15 protein-coding genes, 1 tRNA gene and 1 riboswitch are annotated in these 17,582 nt (G+C 60.7%); of the genes, 15 read left to right on the top strand and 1 reads right to left on the bottom strand.

Features of this window, described 5'->3' with window-relative positions; translation table 11 throughout:
* The first annotated feature begins 7 nt into the window (after positions 1 to 7).
* The 9 genes from GR212_RS16320 (at position 8) to GR212_RS16280 (ending at position 10,329) form a co-directional block, all read left to right on the top strand.
* Positions 8 to 1,702 (top strand): ABC transporter permease, encoded by a 1,695-nt coding sequence (locus tag GR212_RS16320; RefSeq protein WP_163987618.1) that lies wholly within the window; start codon positions 8 to 10, stop codon positions 1,700 to 1,702.
* Positions 1,690 to 2,721, top strand: a complete 1,032-nt coding sequence (locus GR212_RS16315; RefSeq protein WP_163987617.1) for an ABC transporter ATP-binding protein — start codon at positions 1,690 to 1,692, stop codon at positions 2,719 to 2,721. The genes GR212_RS16320 and GR212_RS16315 overlap by 13 nt, the downstream gene beginning before the upstream one ends.
* Before the next feature lie 77 nt (positions 2,722 to 2,798).
* A complete protein-coding gene (locus GR212_RS16310) occupies positions 2,799 to 3,794 on the top strand; it encodes an isopenicillin N synthase family dioxygenase (RefSeq protein WP_163987616.1) in 996 nt (331 codons plus the stop codon).
* Positions 3,795 to 3,845: 51 nt separating this feature from the next.
* Positions 3,846 to 4,961, top strand: coding sequence for an endonuclease/exonuclease/phosphatase family protein (locus tag GR212_RS16305; RefSeq protein WP_163987615.1), 1,116 nt, complete (start codon positions 3,846 to 3,848; stop codon positions 4,959 to 4,961).
* A complete protein-coding gene (locus GR212_RS16300) occupies positions 4,958 to 5,695 on the top strand; it encodes an NUDIX hydrolase (protein ID WP_163987614.1) in 738 nt (245 codons plus the stop codon). The genes GR212_RS16305 and GR212_RS16300 overlap by 4 nt, the downstream gene beginning before the upstream one ends.
* 62 nt (positions 5,696 to 5,757) lie before the next feature.
* Positions 5,758 to 6,675 (top strand): PhzF family phenazine biosynthesis protein, encoded by a 918-nt coding sequence (locus GR212_RS16295; protein WP_204326607.1) that lies wholly within the window; start codon positions 5,758 to 5,760, stop codon positions 6,673 to 6,675.
* 124 nt (positions 6,676 to 6,799) lie between these two features.
* Positions 6,800 to 6,875, top strand: a tRNA-Lys gene (locus tag GR212_RS16290).
* A 1,316-nt stretch (positions 6,876 to 8,191) separates the two neighbouring features.
* A complete protein-coding gene (locus tag GR212_RS16285; protein WP_246725784.1) occupies positions 8,192 to 9,652 on the top strand; it encodes an FAD/NAD(P)-binding protein in 1,461 nt (486 codons plus the stop codon).
* A 209-nt stretch (positions 9,653 to 9,861) separates the two neighbouring features.
* A complete protein-coding gene (locus GR212_RS16280) occupies positions 9,862 to 10,329 on the top strand; it encodes an RrF2 family transcriptional regulator (RefSeq protein ID WP_163987612.1) in 468 nt (155 codons plus the stop codon).
* Between the two features lie 23 nt (positions 10,330 to 10,352).
* Here GR212_RS16280 and GR212_RS16275 read toward each other — a convergent pair whose 3' ends face one another.
* On the bottom strand, positions 10,353 to 11,570 hold the full coding sequence (locus GR212_RS16275; protein ID WP_163987611.1) for an SfnB family sulfur acquisition oxidoreductase: 1,218 nt from the start codon (positions 11,568 to 11,570) through the stop codon (positions 10,353 to 10,355).
* Positions 11,571 to 11,616: 46 nt separating this feature from the next.
* Here GR212_RS16275 and GR212_RS16270 point away from each other — a divergent pair, with 46 nt between their 5' ends.
* The 6 genes from GR212_RS16270 (at position 11,617) to GR212_RS16245 (ending at position 17,488) form a co-directional block, all read left to right on the top strand.
* Positions 11,617 to 11,988: a hypothetical protein gene (locus GR212_RS16270; protein WP_163987610.1), complete on the top strand. Its 372-nt coding sequence runs from the start codon at positions 11,617 to 11,619 to the stop codon at positions 11,986 to 11,988.
* A 296-nt stretch (positions 11,989 to 12,284) separates the two neighbouring features.
* Positions 12,285 to 13,700: an FAD/NAD(P)-binding protein gene (locus tag GR212_RS16265; RefSeq protein WP_163987609.1), complete on the top strand. Its 1,416-nt coding sequence runs from the start codon at positions 12,285 to 12,287 to the stop codon at positions 13,698 to 13,700.
* A 195-nt stretch (positions 13,701 to 13,895) separates the two neighbouring features.
* Positions 13,896 to 14,112: riboswitch (cobalamin riboswitch) on the top strand.
* A gap of 108 nt (positions 14,113 to 14,220) precedes the next feature.
* Entirely contained in the window at positions 14,221 to 14,634 is a 414-nt protein-coding gene (locus tag GR212_RS16260) for a DUF1636 family protein (protein ID WP_163987608.1), read from the top strand.
* 9 nt (positions 14,635 to 14,643) lie between these two features.
* Positions 14,644 to 15,423, top strand: a complete 780-nt coding sequence (locus GR212_RS16255) for an ABC transporter ATP-binding protein (protein ID WP_163987607.1) — start codon at positions 14,644 to 14,646, stop codon at positions 15,421 to 15,423.
* A 20-nt stretch (positions 15,424 to 15,443) separates the two neighbouring features.
* Positions 15,444 to 16,403, top strand: a complete 960-nt coding sequence (locus GR212_RS16250) for an ABC transporter substrate-binding protein (protein WP_163987606.1) — start codon at positions 15,444 to 15,446, stop codon at positions 16,401 to 16,403.
* A 62-nt stretch (positions 16,404 to 16,465) separates the two neighbouring features.
* Positions 16,466 to 17,488 (top strand): FecCD family ABC transporter permease, encoded by a 1,023-nt coding sequence (locus GR212_RS16245; RefSeq protein WP_163987605.1) that lies wholly within the window; start codon positions 16,466 to 16,468, stop codon positions 17,486 to 17,488.
* Positions 17,489 to 17,582 lie beyond the last annotated feature (94 nt).

Here is a 17,582-nt window from a genome sequence, read left to right as displayed (position 1 = left end):
ATTTGGAATGTACGGATATGTGCGTAAGGGAAACAGCCAGCCGGCCTGGCTGTTTCCTTTTGTTGTTGCTGTCGTGCTGCTGCTCAGCGTCCTGCCGCTGGCGCGGCTGGCGCTTGCCGGTATCGAGGCGCTGTTGCGCGGCGGCACCTATGAACTCATCACCGATCCCGCGCTCTGGCGCTCGGCCTGGTATACGATCGAAACGGCCGTGCTCGGCACCATCGTTTCCGTGGCTCTCGGCTGCCTCTTTGCTTTTCTGCTGACATTGACCGATCTTTCCGGCAGGGGGCTTCTCGGCTTTCTTTTCGTGCTGCCGATGATGATCCCGCCGCAGGTGACGGCGCTTGCCTGGGTGCAGATGTCCGGCCCATCGAGCCCCCTGCTGAAAGCGCTGCACATCGCGCCGCCGCTCGGCTCGCCGCAGCCGCTCTATTCGGTCGGCGGTATTGCGCTCCTTTACGGCGTTCAGCACGCGCCGCTGGTCTATCTGGCGCTGCGGGCGGGGCTGATGGCGCTGCCGCGCGACGGCGTCGAGGCTGCGAGGCTCTCGGGCGCGTCCGGCCTGCGCGTCTTCCGCGATATCATCCTGCCCTTGTCGCTGCCCGGTGTCATCGCCGGAGCCGCGATTGCCTTCGTCTCTTCCATCGGCAATTTCGGCATACCCGCGATCCTCGGCATACCCGCCTCGATCTATACGCTGTCGACGCTGATCTTCACCAAATTCTCCAATTTCGGCCCGCGCACGTTCGGCGACATCGCCGTGCTGTCGACGATGATCGCCGTCATCGCCGTGGCGGGGCTTGCCGTGCAGGGCAGGGCCCTGAAGGGGCGGGACTATCGCGTCATCGGCATTTCCGGCGCGACGGCTGCCTTTTCGCTTGGCCGATGGCGCTATCTTGCCATGCCGGTGCTTTGCGGTATCCTGTTCGTGATGCTCGTCGCTCCCTTTCTGGCGCTGGTCGCCGGTGCGCTGGTGCCGACCTATGGCGTGCCGCTCACCTTCAAGACAGCTTCGCTGAACGCGTTTACGGAAATCCTGTTTCGGCAGAGCATAACGCGCACCGCCTTTTCCAATTCACTGTTCCTGGCGGGCATGACGGCGCTTGGTCTCCTACTGGTGACAGTTCTCGCCGCCTATGCGCTGACCCGGCGCAAGGATATGCTGAGCCGCATCGTCGGCGGCATGATCGAGATCCCGTATTCGCTTCCGGGCATCATCATCGCCGTCTGCTTCATTCTGGTGTTTGCGGCCCCGCTGCCGATCCTCAACGTTACGCTTTACGGCACGATCTGGATCATCCTACTCGCCTATTTTTCCGCCTACTTCGCCGTCAGCCTGAAGCCGGTCATGAGCGCCTTCCTGCAGCTCGATCCGGCGCTCGAGGAAGCCGCGCGTCTCTCGGGCGCAGGGTTCTTCCGTCGCCTTGCCGATATCATCGTGCCGCTGATCGCGCCGGCCGCGGGCGCATCGGTGATCCTGGTCTTCCTGATTGCCTGCAACGAGCTGACCGTTTCGGCGCTGCTCTGGTCGGCGGGCACGCAGACGCTCGGCGTCGTGATCTACAATCTCGACGATGGCGGCAGCGCCGATCTTGCCTCCGCCATGTCTGTCATCGTCATCGCCATGGTCGTCGTCATGATGGTGCTTCTGGAAATCATGGCCAAGCGCCTGCCGAAGGGAGTGGTGCCTTGGCGAAGCTGATCCTCAATCACATCAGCAAGGATTTCGGTACGGGCGGCCGTGCTGCCGTCAATGCCTTGTCGCTCGACGTCCGTGAAGGCGGCTTCCTGGCGCTGCTCGGTCCTTCCGGCTGCGGCAAGACGACCGTTCTCAGAATGATAGCCGGCTTCGAGCAGCCGACGGAGGGCTCCATTCATCTCGGCGAGCGGCTGCTGGCCGATGCCGCGAACATGCTGCCGCCGGAACGACGCAACATGGCGATGGTGTTCCAGTCCTACGCGCTTTGGCCGCACATGAACGTCGCCGACAATGTCGGCTATCCGCTGAAGGTGCGCGGCATCTCTGGCGAGCGCTACCGCGAAAAGGTGCGCGAGGCGCTCGCGACCGTGCGGCTTGGCGACTATGCGGAACGCAGACCCGCCGATCTCTCCGGCGGCCAGCGCCAGCGCGTGGCGCTCGCTCGCTGCCTGGTGACATCGCCCGATGTCGTGCTGCTCGACGAGCCGCTCGCCAACCTCGACCGCCATCTCAAGAAGGAGATGGAGGAGACGTTCCGCGAGTTTCACCAGCGCTCGGGCGCCACCATGGTCTACGTCACGCATGACCAGAGCGAGGCCATGGCGCTCGCCACCGACGTCGCCGTCATGTCCGAGGGGCGGCTGTTGCAGGTGGCGCCCCCGGCCGAGATCTATGCGCGGCCCGAGGGGCGGATGGTCGGCGGTCTTGTCGGGCAGGGCGCCATCCTGTCGCTCGCCGTTCCCGACGGCGGGCCGCGCCGCATCGACTGGCCAGCCTTCAGAGGCATGTGGGATCAACAGTCGGAAGCCTGTGGGCAGACGGATATCCTCGTGCGGCCGGAGGATGTGGTTGCCGATGCGGAGGGTATCGCCTGCCGGGTCGTTTCCGTTCTCTATGAGGGCGAGCGCTATGCCATACGGCTGTCGATGCCGGATGGGCAGATGCTGCGGGCCTATAGCCGTGAGGCAGTCGCCGCGGGCGATGTCTATCCGGTCGCCATCCGCTCGGCCTGGCGGCTTTGAGCTGGCAGGGGACAAGATGGTTGTTCCCTGTCGTCTCCTATGCTTGATTTGCTCGACGTCACGAAGGGGAGTCGCGCATGTCCGATCATAACTTTCCGATTTTCGATCTCGGCGCCTTCGAGGCGGCCGGCCACGACGAGAAAAAGCGCCTCGGCGCGGAGGTGGATCGGATATGCCGCTCGACGGGCTTCCTGGCGATTGCCAATCACGGCGTTGCGGATGCGGTTATCTCCGAAGTTTGGAAGAAGACCCAGGCGTTCTTCGATCTGCCGGCCGAGGTGAAGCAGCGCGCCAAGACGCTCTATCCCGGCTATCCCTATGGCTATCTCGGGCCGGGGACGGAAGCTCTGGCGAAATCCCGCAATGTCGATACTCCGCCGGACCTGAAGGAAAGCTTCAATGGCGGTCCGCTTTCCGTTCCCGCAGGCATGAGCGATCCGGAAGCGCTCGGCTTCTGCTATGCCGCCACCATCTGGCCGGAAGGGCCTGAAGGGTTCGTGCAGGCGTGGAAGGCCTATTACGGGGCGATGGAGGATCTGGCGGCCCGCATCATGCGGGTGTTTGCAACCGCGCTCGGCCTCGACGAGCATTTCTTCGACGCCTATGTGGACGCGCCGATCAGTGCGCTAAGGGCGCTGAACTATCCCGAGCAGCATGTGCCGCCCGAACCGGGCCAGCTTCGCGCCGGGGCGCACACCGATTACGGCAGCCTGACGATCCTTTTGCCGCAGCCAGGCTCGAAAGGGCTTGAGATTATTGCGCCCGATGGTCGCTGGACGCCGGTGCCGCCTGTTGAGGGTGCCTTCGTCATCAACATCGGCGACCTGATGGCGCTCTGGACCAACGACCGCTGGGTTTCCACCGTGCATCGCGTCGTCAATCCGCCGCCGGAGGAGGGCGGCATGCAGCGGCGGCAATCCCTGGCCTTCTTCCATCAACCGAACTGGTTTGCCGAGATCGCCTGCCTGCCGTCTTGTTTGAAAGCAGGCGAGGAGCCGAAATATGCGCCCGTTCTTTCCGGGCCGTACCTGATGGGCAAGTTCAAATCGACCGTTACGCCCAAAGCCGGGTGATGCCGACCGAATGAGCCGGCTCACATTCTTCTTCATAAATCGGAATGCTTCATGTCCCTGCGTCTTGCGACCTTCAATGTCGAAAACCTTCTGACCCGTTTCGATTATACCGGTTTTCGCAATCAGCTGCGCCAGGATCGCGTGCTGCAACTCTTCGACGTCCGCAACGAGGAGGTCTATCAGCAGCTGGAGGCGGCGCGCGTGGTGGCCGCGACCGACGATACCAGGCAGATGACGGCGCTAGCGATCGCGGACGCCGATGCCGATATCATCTGCCTGCAGGAAGTCGACAACATGGCGGCGCTGCAGGCGTTCGAATACGGCTACCTCTATCGCATGGTGGGCAACGGCTATCGGCAGAAATACCTTATCGAGGGCAATGACAGCCGCGGCATCGATGTGGCCGTGATGATGCGTGAGGAGACGCGCGACGGCCAGCCGATCGTGCTCAACGACATCAAGAGTCACGCCATGGTGACGTACGGCAATTTCGGCCTTTTCAACGATGATCTGGCGGAGCTCGGCCATCATTCGGAAGACAAGATCTTCAAGCGCGATTGCCTGGAACTGCATCTTCACATCGGCGGCGTGCCGTTTTCGCTCTATGTCGTGCATCTCAAATCGATGGGGCCGGCGCGCGAAGGGATGGATGGGCGCCGCGCGACCATGCCCATACGCCGCGCCGAGACGATGGCGGTGCGTCGCATCATCGAGAGCCGCTTCGGTGCCGGTCACACGGCGACGAAGAATTTCGCCATCTGCGGCGACATGAACGATTACCAGGAATGGGTCGATGTCATCGGCACGCGCCGCACGGGCTATCGTTTCGAACCGCGCAACGAGGAAAACGGGAGCGCGCTCGATATCTTCAGCCAGGATGGTTTCGTCGAAAATGCGATGCGGCGACGGGACGCGCTCGACCGTTGGACGCTCTACCATGCGCGCGGGCCGCAGGAGCAGCGGCTTTGCCAACTCGACTATATCTGGCTGTCGCCGGCTCTGGCACGCGCCAATGCAACGCGTGTTCCCGATATCGTCCGGTCGGGCCAGCCTTTCCGCACCATATTTCCACCGGGACAGGAGGTGGGGCGCTATCCGCGCGTCGGCTGGGACAGGCCGAAAGCCTCGGACCATTGCCCCGTCGTCATGACATTGGATTTGATATGACCGTTTCAAAACAGAACGACAGGGCCGGCTGGCCGCCGGAAAGCACCGTATTTCCCGTTTCCAGCATCGAGCTTGCCGTGCTTTCGGGCGAGCATCCCTTTCATATACGCGAGCAGGAGGCGGCGCAGGAGAACTGGGCAAGGGAAATCGCCGCCAATCCATCGCTTTTCGACGGCCGCATGATCTTCCAGCACCGACTGTCGATCGCCGATGGTGCCGTGAAAGGGGAGGCCTATGTGACACCCTTTTCGACGTTTCTCTGGTGGCGAAAGCAGAGGCCGCCGGGAGGCTTTCACCTCTTTGCCTTTGCTGTCGCGGTTTCCTCGGACGGAGCGCTCATCGCGATCCGCATGGCGCCGCACACGGCCAATCCCGGCCAGGTCTATTGCGCCGCAGGATCGATGGATGAGAACGACATTGTCGACGGGCATTGCGATGTCGAGGGTAACATGCGCCGCGAGGTGCTGGAGGAGACCGGCCTCGACCTGAACGACGCGGTTCCCGAGTCCGGATATTACGGCACGCACGTAAACCGCTCGGTTACGCTTTTCCGCATTTTCCGCTTTCCCTGGACCGCCGAGGATATGCTGCGGCGGATCGAAGCGCATATGCTCGTTTCCGAAGAGGACGAGGTCGACGGGGTGGTCGCGATCCGATCGGCCGACCCGGCGGCGCATCGCTACAATATTGCGATGCTGCCCATTCTCGCCTGGTTCTTCGGCGAGAGGAAATAGCTTGGGCTTGCGCCGGGGGCGCTTGCCGGTATGGTTAGACTGACAGCATGATGGAGGCAGGATTGGCGCGCAGCTACAGTGTCTATGATGTGTTCACCGACAGCAGGCTGGCGGGTAATCCACTGGCGATCATCTTCGATGCCGAGGGCTTGAGCGACGAGGCGATGCAATCGATCGCCCGGGAGTTGAACCTTTCAGAGACGGTGTTCGTGCTGCCGCCGCAAAATCCGGCCCATACTGCAAATCTGCGGATATTCACGCCCGGCCGCGAGCTGCCCTTTGCCGGGCATCCGACGGTCGGTACGGCGATTGCCCTGGCGGAGAGAGCCCATGCCAGCCATGGCGGCGAGCTTGATCTCGTTTCCGTGCTGGACGAGCGCGTCGGGCCGGTGCGCTGTGCCATCAAGCTACGGCAGAACAAGGCGAGCTTTGCGGAGTTCGACCTGCCGAAGAAATCGCAGCAGATCCTTTTGCCGCTCGACAAGGCCGACATCGCCAATGCGCTCAGCCTGAAGATCACCGAGATCGGTTTCGAGAATCACGTTCCGTCCATATGGAGCGCCGGCGTACCGTTCCTTCTGGTGCCGGTGCACGATATCGGTGCGGCCGAACGGCTGGAGTTCGATGCGCAGCTTTGGGAGAAGACGGTTCCCTTTGTCGACGGCGCGCTTGCCTCGGCTTTCATCTATTGCCGTGGCGGCGTCAATCATGCAGCCAAGTTTCATGCACGCGTTTTTCCGATCGGCATGGGGATCGTCGAGGATCCGGCAACGGGTTCCGCGGTCGCCGCGATGTCCGGAGCCATCAACCAGTTCGATGCCCTGCCGGACGGGCATCATCCCTTCATCATCGAGCAGGGCATAGAGATGGGCCGGCCGTCGCTGATTCACCTTCATGTCGATGTCGAGGGCGGGCAGATCGCAAATGCGCGGATTGGCGGCCAAGCGGTGCGTATTGCGTCCGGAATTCTTGAGCTTTGATTTTATTGGATTTTTTGCGGCTCCTGAAATTTTTTTGACAAAAAGACAAAGAAAATTCGTCTGGCCGCTGGACAATCAAACCGATCCTATTTATATGCCCGATCACGCCGCCAGCAAGCGGTGCGGGTGATTAGCTCAGTTGGTAGAGCAGCTGACTCTTAATCAGCGGGTCGTAGGTTCGAGCCCTACATCACCCACCAAATTTCAAGCACTTAGCTTAAATTTGCGCTGATTGACCACGGTTTCCTGGAAGCCGTTTCCAATTCACTTTTCGTTTTATTCTTGAACGCGGGTGGCCTTTTCGCTGCAGCGTTCTTCCATCCGTTTCGCCGCGTCCTTCACCAAACTGCTCAATGCAATGTGAGGCTCGTCATTCAACGGCGTGGCCTTCCGTATGGCCAACCACACTGGCAAACAGCGTGACGTTATCGCTTGCCTGAATACGAGCGATCTGCCGCGTCGGCTTAATGCAGATGCAGCAGGAACATGGTTGGCGCTGTTAGGGACATCGTGAAGAGGAATAGCGAAATCCCGTATTTCAGCCGTCTCATCCGGCGCGTTTTGATACCATCCCAGTCGTAACCCATAAGTATACCCTTTCTTCTTGATGTTTCTTGTCGATGGGTAAGAGTATCTTATGGATTGTTTGCGCGAGGCTTGCGAAAATATTGCCATTGGCTGGAGTGATTTTTCGGTTTTACTCAGCGGTGCTGCGTATTGATATATCCGCTGTTGTATTGATGGGCGCGCACATATGCCCTCATTCTCGAAATGAGGGGGGGTTTCTCACATCATATTGAATAGTCTGTGATATCTTGGGAATTTTCTCGAGGAGCCAAGCTTGAAAGCTTGCTCAATCGCCGATATGAGCGGGTTGGTCGCTATGGTCCAACAAGCGGTAGGAGACTCGATACAGGACGGAACATCAAACATTCCAGCAGAGGCCGTCGCAGCTCAAGTATCTGCACGCAATGCCTTCGCTGGCGGGGCAAACCGTCCACTTACACGGATCGATAACGCGCCTCGGCGGCTATGCAGCTATCCGCACATTCGAAAACCTGCCGGCGTGTCCGCCCGGCGGCATTGTCATCGCCTCGATGGGGCGTAGTCAGTGCTTTTTATGCACGCCTTCCATCACGCTGAACACAAAGATGACAGCCAGAAGCAGCATCAGCGCATAGTCGAAGGGAGTCAGGATGTGAAGCAGTTCCATGATGTTTCTCCTCTCAAAGAGAATACGAACCAGAACAACCGCTAGTATGTTCCTCGCGGAGGCGTATGCCAAGTTTTTTACATCCTGCGGTGCAAAAACAATGTTGTGCGCGGCACAAATAACCATTTGTTTGTAAATGCATATCAGCACTCCATTGACTGCTTTTGGTCGATGGGTCGTCCGCGCTCGCTGCGATCGTGTTGTCAACAAATTTTATAGAGTATATCTTTCTCCCCAACGATGATTGCGATTGCTCGTGGCGCGAAGAGTTCGCGCGGCGACCGATCTGGAGGGAGTTGGCTATTGACCATTGGCAATGATCAACAGGCGCGTGATCTGCCGGTCATCGCCATTGTCGGCGGCGGCGTTTCCGGAACCGGAGTTGCCTTCCATCTGCTGCAGCGGCGATCATTGCAGGCCGGTCAACTCTTCATATTCGAGCCGCGGGAACGGTTGGGGAAGGGGCTCGCCTACGATACGCAGGACCCCGCCCATCGCATCAACGTGCCGGCGGCGAAGATGAGCCTGCTTCCGGATGACATCGAGCACTTTCAGCGCTGGTTGCAGGAGCGGAATGTGCTCGCCGATGACGAGGCTGCCGTTGCCGCCAATGGCGGCCTTTTTCCGCGACGCTCCGCATTCGGCAACTATATCAACAGCATGATTACGCCCTACGTCGAGGATGGACGCCTCGTTCACGTCAGGCAAGGCGTGGAGCGCATCGAGAGGGCGGGTCGTCGCTGGACGCTCGTCAGCGCGGCAGGGCAGCGTGTGGATGCTGATATTCTCGTCATTGCCACCAGCCATCCGTCGCCTCTGCCGCCGGAGGTGCTGCAGGATGCGCTTGCCGATCACCCGCGTTTCGTTCCGGATCCGACGCGACCGGATGCGCTTTCCGCCATCCGCGCAGGGGATCGTGTCCTGGTTGTCGGTAACGGCTTGACCTCGGCCGATGTGATAGCGTCGCTCGAGCTCAGAGGTCACAAGGGCCCCATCACCGCCATATCAAGACGTGGTTTGCGTTCGCGTGGCCATGCGGCGGTGAAGCAGGAGCTGTTCGGCGATTTCGCCAGCGAGCCTTCAAAGACGGCGACCGCTCTCCTGCGCCGCGTGCGGGCCACCATCCGCCAGGCAGAGGGCGAAGGGCGCAGCTGGCATGTGGTCATCGATCAGGTGAGGGCGCAGGGCCGGCATGTGTGGCATGCGCTGCCGGTCGAGGAGCGGCGGCGTCTCGTCAGGCATCTGAGACCGTTCTGGGATGTGCATCGCTTTCGCGTGGCGCCGCAGGTGGAGGCGGTCAGCGAAAGGGTGATCGAAGCCGGCAGGCTCGAGGTGCTGGCGGCATCGGTCGCGGCCGTGGGGGCTGTGGACGGTGTCATCGACTGCGCATTGCAGCTCAGCCGTTCCGGGCGGCGTATCGAGAAGCAATTCGATGCGGTCGTCGTCACCACGGGTCCGGGCCATCGCGGCATTCTGCAGTCGCAGGGCTGGATCGACGCGTTGTCGAAGGCCGGATATCTCGCCATGGATCCCGCGCGGCTGGGATTTGCCTGCGATACGCGATCGCGCGCGCTTGCGGCCGATGGAACGGTGGTGCCGTCGTTGTTTATCTCCGGGCCGCTCGCGCGCGGCACTTTCGGCGAACTCATGGGGCTGCCCGAGGTGGTCGAGCACGCCGTTCTTGTCGCCGAACAGGTCGCCGAAGCGATCACCAACCATGAAGCCGAGCAGGGGAAGGCATATTTGGACAGCAGCGCTGCCTGAATCCAAGAAAAGCCGCAAATTCGTTGCTTAGACGATACAATTGCCTAAATTTACTCATATAAACTATACAATTTGTGAGTTACTGTCTTGTTCGTCGGGATGCGCGGGTCTACTTCCGCAATCCATGATGACAGGACGGGCCGGTTGAGTCTCTCTTGGGCGGCCAAGCCGGGTTTTCAACAATCGACTTTGCAGTAAAGCGGACGGCGATGCTTACGAAAAAAGGAAAATACGGACTGAAGGCGTTGGTGGATCTCGCACGCCTCGGCCCGGGGGAAACCGCGTTCATCAACGATATCGCGTTGCGCAACAATATTCCGAAGAAGTTTCTCGATACCATCCTTCTCGAATTGCGCAACGCCGGCGTGTTGCGCTCGAAAAAAGGGCCGGGCGGTGGTTATTCGCTCTCGCGCCCCGCGTCGGAAATCCGCATCGGCCATGTCATCCGCACGCTGGATGGCCCGCTGGCGCCGATTCGCTGCGCCAGCCGCACGGCCTATGAGGCTTGCGACGACTGTTCCGATCCGGAGCGCTGTCAGGTGCGGCGCTCCATGACGGAAGTCCGTGACGCCATTGCCGAAATTCTCGACAACATGTCGCTGGAACAGTTCGTTGCCGGCGGTTCGGATATCGACATTCCCGAACGGGAAGACCGCCGCGCCTCGCAGATCGGCTGATCTTTTCCGCGCTTCCCTGCGGGTCAGAGCAAGGACTTCTTCGATGGCTTCATGCCGTTGAGATGATAATTGCCGACGATGCTGTATTTCCTGCGCGCAGGGTCATGAAGCGTGTGAATGCGGGCATTGCGCCAGTGGCGATCGAGATTGAGCCCGATGCGCGCCGACGTCGCGCCGGCTAGATCGAACAGCGTATTGGTCGCATCCATCGCGATATCAGCCGTAATCGCCTGGGCTGCCGCAACGGAGAGAGCGGCATCGACGACATGATCCTCCGTGAGGTTGATCTGAGCGGCGTCGATCTTGCCGCCGGCCCGCTCCACTATCGCAGTCGCCGCTTCGATGCGAACGGCAATCTCGCCGATCCTCGTTACGATCAGCGGATCATCCGCCGCCTTTTGGGTGCCGCTATCCGTCGATGGCGAGGGATATGCCTTCACGAAACTCATCGTCGCGGCAAGTGCGGATCGGGCGATGCCAAGATTGATGCCGGCATGGGTGAGCTGGCTCACGCTGTCGATCACCGTAGGCTCGGCCAGCTTTTCCCGATTCTGCAGTACGGCATCGGCATCGAGATAGACATTGTGAAGAATGGTCGTACCGTTTCCTGAGGTTCGCTGACCGAAGCCGTCCCAGTCGTCGATGATCTGGATGCCTTCGGTGTTCCTCGGCACGACGGCTGCCAAGAGCCTCTTGCGCTCGTCCGGGACGAACAAGGCAATCCAGTCTGAAAAGAGAATGCTGGCGGAAGGGGAAATGCGGCCGCTGAGGCGGAAGCCAGGCCCATCCGCTATCGGATGCGGCGCATCCTGATCCGCCCCGCCGATGCCGGATTCGGAAAACACACCACCGAAGCGATCGCCTATGATGGCCCGATCGAAGAGAGCGGCTCGCTGATCGTCGCCGCCGCCGATCCGTATCGCTTCCAGCACATGAAAATGCGTCTGCACTATCTGGGCGATAGAGGGATCCGCTTCCGCCAGGATGGCAACGACTTCGGCGAGAACGCAATTTGAAATGTCGATGCCGCCGTGCTCCGAGGGAACGGAAATTCCGAGCAGGCCCGATTGGGACAGGACCTCGACTTCGTCATAGGGCAGGATGCGGTTGATGTCGCGGTCGCTTGCCTGCTGCGCAAAACTGGCTGCAAGCGAACGTGCGATATCGAGTGCTTCCTCTTCGCTCTGAATGCGATGCGCGGGCGGCCTGACGCGTTCGTGCAACTGCGAAACAGTCCCCATTTACCACTCCTCCGCCGTCGCCAGATCAGTTTCTCAGGCGCGGCAAATGACCAGGATTCTAATTTCGATAGCGGTACTATACAATGAATTTTCTGAGTTCGTGCGTGCCGCGCCCTTCGGCATGACAGGCGGCAAATGGAAAATCGCATGGGCGGCGGTCGAGATGCTGCCGTCGGGCGATGAGCTTTCCGCTCTCTCATTTTCCGGCCATAACGGCATCGAAAGCGGCTTCGCGCACCGGCTTCAGGGCTATGAATTGCTTTCCATTTTCGCCGATCGGGTTAGGTGCCGACGAAAAGCCGGGATCTGGTCGCGCAGCATTCTCTGTGCCACGGCATCATTGCTCCGATCTTGCCCTCACAAGAAAGCACTTGCTAGCGGCGCATTTTCGCGCTTTCATATACGACTAAATAAGTAGACAAAGGCAATAGACTGCCGCCCGATGGTGTTTGAGACGTCATTCAGTGGCGGCCGATTGCGGGCATCCGATGTTGGATCGGAGTTGGACCCGCCTGTCGCATCTTTCTTCCATGGAAGGGACTCCGGGATCGAAAGAATGCGTCGAGTTGAGAACCGAAGCGATTTCCGCGCGTTTTGTCGGCCGCAATTGTTCCGCTGACGAGCAACTGAGATCGGAATTCGTGTTTCTGGGCCTGTAAAGTGAGTAAGCCCCAAGAAAGGCATGATCGACCACCTCTCGCCCCAGGAGTTGATATGACGGTTCAGGGATTTTTTTCCGCCAGGACGAATGCGGCGGCGCAGTCCTATGCGATGCCGCGCATCGCCGTGATCGGGCGCGGTTTTTCCGGCATGATGATGGCGATAGCCCTGTTGAAGACAGTGCGCTTTCCTTTCCACCTGCAGCTTTTCGATCCTAATTCCAGCGTCAGCGGCGGACAGGCATTGGCCTCCGGACACAGCAGCGAGATTCTCAACAGCCGCGTTCGCGATCTCTCCGTTTCCGCCGGCGATCCCGATGATTTCAATCAATGGCTGAGCGGCAATGCGCCTTTCCGGAGCGCCGTTCCGGCGGCCATACCGGGCTTTTTGCAGATTTTCGTGCCGAAGAGCATTTTCAGCGACTATGTCTACCAGCGTTTTTCCGAGGCCTTCTCGTCGCGGCGCGATGTTGCGGTGCAGGTCAGCAGCGAGACGGTCTTCGGTCTTCGCCGCGTTCGAGGCGGCCGCTTCGTGGTGGAAAGCGATGGCGCCGTCAACGCGCCGTTCGACATGGTGGTGCTGGCAACCGGCTATGGCATTACCGATCAGGAAACGCAGGCCAGCGATCTCGTGACCGTTCCAACGACCGTGCGCGCACGCCGTCTTGTCTCGCGCCCGCACACGATCCTGCTCGGCAGCGGGCTGCGTGTCGTCGACCGGCTGCTGCAGATGCGTGAAAACGGCTATACGGGGCAGATCACCATCGTTTCGCGACGTGGTTTTCTGCCGCAAAGCCATACGCGCAACAATGCCGATCCGGTTTTCCCCGCCGATGAAATGCCCGGCAACCTCAGCGAGATTATTCGCTTCATCCGCAAGGCTTGCGGTGAGGCGGAGGCGAACGGCCAAAGCTGGCAATCCGTCATGAACGGCTTGCGCAAGCATGCGCGGTCGCTTTGGCGGTCCTTGCCGGCCGGCCAGAAGCAGCAGTTCAACCGGCACCTCAGGGCGCTCTACGACAGCCATCGCAACCGGCTGCCCGAGGCGCTGCATGTTCGCCTGAAGCAGGAGCTGGCCGAGGGAAATACCTTGCTGCGGCGTGGCCATTTCATGCGGCGAACACCGACCGGGCTGGTCTTGCGACCGGCAGGGCGGCAGGAGACCGAGCAGCTCTATGCCGACGATGTGATCGACTGTCGATGCCAGGCGCCCGATCTGAATGCCCCGCTGCTGCGGAGCCTGATCGACACCGGTCTTGCGGTGCCGGACGAGCTCGGTCTCGGCCTTGCCGTCGAGGCAGCAGGGGCGCTCGAGGTGAACGGCCGCACGACGGAAGGGCTCTTTGCCATCGGTCCCCTGGGTCTTGGCAGTCTTCCCGACATCGATCTGGTGCCGGAAATCGTGACACAGGCCTATGCGGCAGCGGAAAGTGTCGCCGAGCGTTTCCATCCGCAGTGCAAGGCGGTGTAGCAACTCCCCGGTTTCCTTTCATTGTAAGCAAGCTGGCTGTTGTTCTGTCGCTTCCCCACAGGTGCGACGTCGGAGGGTGAAAATAGCGGGTTGTCATTTGTTATGTAATAACGTAACAAAAGCTGCGGCCTATGCCGAACCCAAGGACAAACGAAAGCGCACATGACATCGCCGTTGCCCACCTCCGTTTTCTATGAGATGAATAGCCTCGATGGTGCTGCCCTCGGATTGATCCTGAAGGTGGCTGAAAAGGGAACACGGTGCGGACTACCCATCAGGGGCCAAAACCGTGGCTGCCCCCGCAACTGTAAGCGGAGAGCGCGTTCGCAGCATGCCACTGGCTTTTTGCCGGGAAGGCGCGAACGGGTTGTGACCCGCGAGCCAGGAGACCTGCCATCGATGATATCAACCGTAACGGACGGGGTGTTCCGATGGAAAATCAGTGGTTGGGCGGGGACGCCGTTGCGTCCGTTGGCCCTATCTTGACTTTGCCTCCGGCGAATTCTCCGGGAGGCATTTCATGGACAAAGCAAAAGCGGCAGCGCACCGGATTACCGTGTGCACCAATTGCCGCCACGTCGGCAGGCCATGCCGGCCCGGTCTCGATCTTTTGAAACATCTGCAAGTGGCCATTTCCCAAGCGGGCAGAGTGCTTTCCGATGATTTCAGCCTTGAAGGCAGCGTCTGCATGGCGGGCTGCGAACGACCCTGCACGGTCGCGTTCCAGGCAACGGCAAAAGCGACCTATCTTTTCGGTGACATCGAGGATGCTGCCGATATTGGAGCGCTCGTTTCCTTTGCGCGGCTGTATCAGGATCGCCCGGATGGGCTGACGCGCGAGAGCGAGAGGCCAAGAGCGCTCGGCGGCAAGACGCTGGCGCGCATTCCGGCTGCCATAGTCTCGGCCGAATACCAGCTGTCGCCGTTGCAATAGGAGCCCACGATGTCCGAACGAAGCGCGCGATTGGACGCCGATGGCGTCACCTGGGGGCCTCAGAAAAGCATGCCGATCATCAGCGGCATCACGCTGTCTATCGAAGCCGGCGCCCGGCTGGCCATCATCGGCCCGAACGGAGCCGGCAAGTCGACCCTGTTGCGCTGCCTCTATCGCGGCCTCAAGCCGCAGCGGGGCACGGTGCGGCTCGATGGCGTCGATCTCTGGTCCATCGCTCCCCGGGAGGCGGCGCAACGGATCGCCGTCGTGCCGCAGGAGACACCGGGCGATTTTCCCTTCAGCGTGCGCGACGTGGTGCTGATGGGCAGAATTCCGCATCGCAAGGGCATGGCGCGCTGGAGCGACCGGGATCACGACGTCACGACCAAGGCTCTTGCACGCCTGGAGCTGGAGCCTTTGGCGTTGCGGCAGTTCGCGTCGCTGTCCGGCGGCGAAAAGCAGCGGGCACTGATTGCGCGTGCGCTGGCGCAGGAGCCTGAGCTCATCATTCTCGACGAGCCGACCAACCACCTCGACATCCGCCACCAGCTTGAGATTCTCGAGCTGTTGAAGGGGTTGGGGCCAACGATCATTACGACGCTGCACGACATCAACCTTGCAGCGGACTTTGCGACACATGTCGCCGTTCTCGATTGCGGGCGTCTCACGGGGCATGGCGAACCGGCGGATGTGCTCACCGTCGAACATGTGTCCAACGCGTTTCGCGTTGGCGCGCGCCTTCATCAGGCCGATAGCGGTCCGCAACGTTTTTCCTTCTCTCTTCGATAATAGGATCATTGGAGTCATTCATGTTTTCTCGCATATCCTTATCTGCCGCAGCCTTGCTCCTGGGAGGTTTGCTCGCGGGCGCGGCGCTGGCCGAGCCTGTCACGGTACGCAGCTGCAATCGTGACGTGACGTTCGAGAAGGCGCCCGAGCGTGCCGTCTCCAACGACGTCAATCTGACCGAAATGATGCTGGCGCTGAAACTTCAGGATCGCATGGTCGGCTACACCGGCGTTTCCGGCTGGAAGACGCTGGACGAAAAGCTGCGCGAGGGCATCAAGGAACTGCCGGAGCTGTCTCCGAAATATCCGAGCAAGGAAGTGCTGCTTGGCGCCAACGCCGATTTCTACTTTGCCGGCTGGAACTACGGCATGAAGGTCGGGGGCGAGGTGACGCCGGAAACCCTGGCACCCTTCGGCATCAAGGTCTACGAGCTGACGGAATCATGCATTTTCGTCATGCAGAAGAACAAGCCGACCATGGACGACATGTTTGTCGACCTTCTCAATCTCGGCAAGATCTTTCGCGTCGAGGACAGGGCCGAGGCGCTGGTTGCCGGCTATCGCAAGCAGCTCGCCGAGATCCAGGCGAAGGTTAGCCATGCCGACAAGCCGACGCGCGTTTTCGTTTATGATTCCGGTGAGGAAAAACCGTTCACATCAGGCCGGTACGGCATTCCGACGGCCATGATCGAGGTGGCCGGCGGCACAAACGTCATGGACGATGTCGAGAAGAGCTGGACCGAAGTATCCTGGGAGCCGGTCATCGAGAAGAATCCCGAAGTCATCATCATCGTCGATTACGGGCAGGTGACCGCCGCGCAGAAGATCGCCTTCCTCAAGGGCAATCCGGCCTTCAAGAACATCGATGCGGTGAAGAACGATCGTTTCGTCGTCTTGCCTTACGTCGAGGCGACGCCGGGGCCGCGCAACATCGAGGCCATCGCCGCCCTGGCCAAGGCCTTTCATCCGAACGCGATGTGATTGTCGCCAATGCCGATCCGTCCAGTCGATCATTGGGCGGATCTCCTTCTCCAGATTCGAGCATGCGCCTCAACCTTTCCATTCTCATCCCCTTGCTTGCCATAGGCTTCATCCTGTCGATTACCGCAGGCGTGTCGCTTGGCTCGGCATCCATCCCGTTCTCCACCGTCTGGTCGATCGTCGGCAACAAGCTGCACGCGGGCACATTTCCCGTCACATGGTCCGGCGGGCAGGAGAGCATTGTCTGGGACGTTCGCTTCCCGCGCGTCGTGCTGGCGGCGCTCGTGGGGGCGGGGCTTGCCGTGACCGGCGCCGTGCTCCAGGCGCTGACGCGCAATCCCCTGGCGGACCCGCATCTTCTCGGCGTTTCCTCCGGAGCGGCATTCGGCGCCATTCTGGCGCTGTTGCACACCGGCCTCATCCTCGGCCTGCTGACGGTGCCGCTGTTTGCTTTCGCGGGCGCCCTGGCTGCAACTGCGGCGGTGGGGCTGACGACGCGCCTGACACGCTCCCATTCGGCCGATCGACTGGTCTTGTCGGGAGTGGCCGTGGCTTTCGTATTTACGGCGCTCGGCAACCTTCTCATCTTTCTCGGAGATCCGAGAGCCACCAATACCGTCGTCTTCTGGATGCTGGGCGGGCTGGGGCTGGCGCAATGGCAGCACCTCGTCTATCCGGCCGGAATACTGCTGTTTTGCCTTGCCTTGCTGCTCCCCAAGGCGCGGGAACTGAACGCACTTGCCATGGGCGACGAAACCGCCGTCACGCTCGGCATAGTCGTCACGCGGTTTCGCCTGCTGCTCTTCGTCGTGACAGCGCTGCTGACCGGCGTGATGGTCGCGTTCTCCGGCGCCATCGGCTTTGTCGGGCTGATGGTGCCGCATTTCGTGCGATTGATGGTCGGCGGCGACAATGTTCGCGTCGTGCCGTTGAGCGCCGTTTTCGGCGCGCTGACCTTGATCTGGGCCGATATCGTCGCGCGGCTGATCATGGCGCCGGAGGATATGCCGATCGGCATCGTCACCGGGCTCGCCGGTGGCGTGGCTTTCATCCTGATCCTGCGAAAGGGTCGTGGCGTGGACTGACCCATTGCCAAGGCCTTTCTCTGGCCTATTTCCGGGCGGGCAATGATCAGTCTGGCACGTCGTCTTCAAGATGAGGTGGGCTATATCCGGCTCC

Origin of the sequence: Martinezella lusitana (assembly GCF_010668395.1) — a bacterium.
Lineage (GTDB): Bacteria > Pseudomonadota > Alphaproteobacteria > Rhizobiales > Rhizobiaceae > Rhizobium > Rhizobium lusitanum_A.
Note: the sequence above shows the minus strand (reverse complement) of the source record. Positions and strands in the feature narration are given on the sequence as shown.

Excerpts from the sequence above, each read along its gene's own strand:
- GR212_RS16320 (WP_163987618.1), top strand. The coding sequence starts at position 8 with ATGTACGGATATGTGCGTAAGGGAAACAGCCAGCCGGCCTGGCTGTTT.
- GR212_RS16310 (WP_163987616.1), top strand. The coding sequence starts at position 2,799 with ATGTCCGATCATAACTTTCCGATTTTCGATCTCGGCGCCTTCGAGGCG.
- GR212_RS16305 (WP_163987615.1), top strand. The coding sequence starts at position 3,846 with ATGTCCCTGCGTCTTGCGACCTTCAATGTCGAAAACCTTCTGACCCGT.
- GR212_RS16300 (WP_163987614.1), top strand. The coding sequence starts at position 4,958 with ATGACCGTTTCAAAACAGAACGACAGGGCCGGCTGGCCGCCGGAAAGC.
- GR212_RS16280 (WP_163987612.1), top strand. The coding sequence starts at position 9,862 with ATGCTTACGAAAAAAGGAAAATACGGACTGAAGGCGTTGGTGGATCTC.
- GR212_RS16275 (WP_163987611.1), bottom strand. The coding sequence starts at position 11,570 with ATGGGGACTGTTTCGCAGTTGCACGAACGCGTCAGGCCGCCCGCGCAT.
- GR212_RS16270 (WP_163987610.1), top strand. The coding sequence starts at position 11,617 with ATGACCAGGATTCTAATTTCGATAGCGGTACTATACAATGAATTTTCT.
- GR212_RS16265 (WP_163987609.1), top strand. The coding sequence starts at position 12,285 with ATGACGGTTCAGGGATTTTTTTCCGCCAGGACGAATGCGGCGGCGCAG.
- GR212_RS16260 (WP_163987608.1), top strand. The coding sequence starts at position 14,221 with ATGGACAAAGCAAAAGCGGCAGCGCACCGGATTACCGTGTGCACCAAT.
- GR212_RS16255 (WP_163987607.1), top strand. The coding sequence starts at position 14,644 with ATGTCCGAACGAAGCGCGCGATTGGACGCCGATGGCGTCACCTGGGGG.
- GR212_RS16250 (WP_163987606.1), top strand. The coding sequence starts at position 15,444 with ATGTTTTCTCGCATATCCTTATCTGCCGCAGCCTTGCTCCTGGGAGGT.
- GR212_RS16245 (WP_163987605.1), top strand. The coding sequence starts at position 16,466 with ATGCGCCTCAACCTTTCCATTCTCATCCCCTTGCTTGCCATAGGCTTC.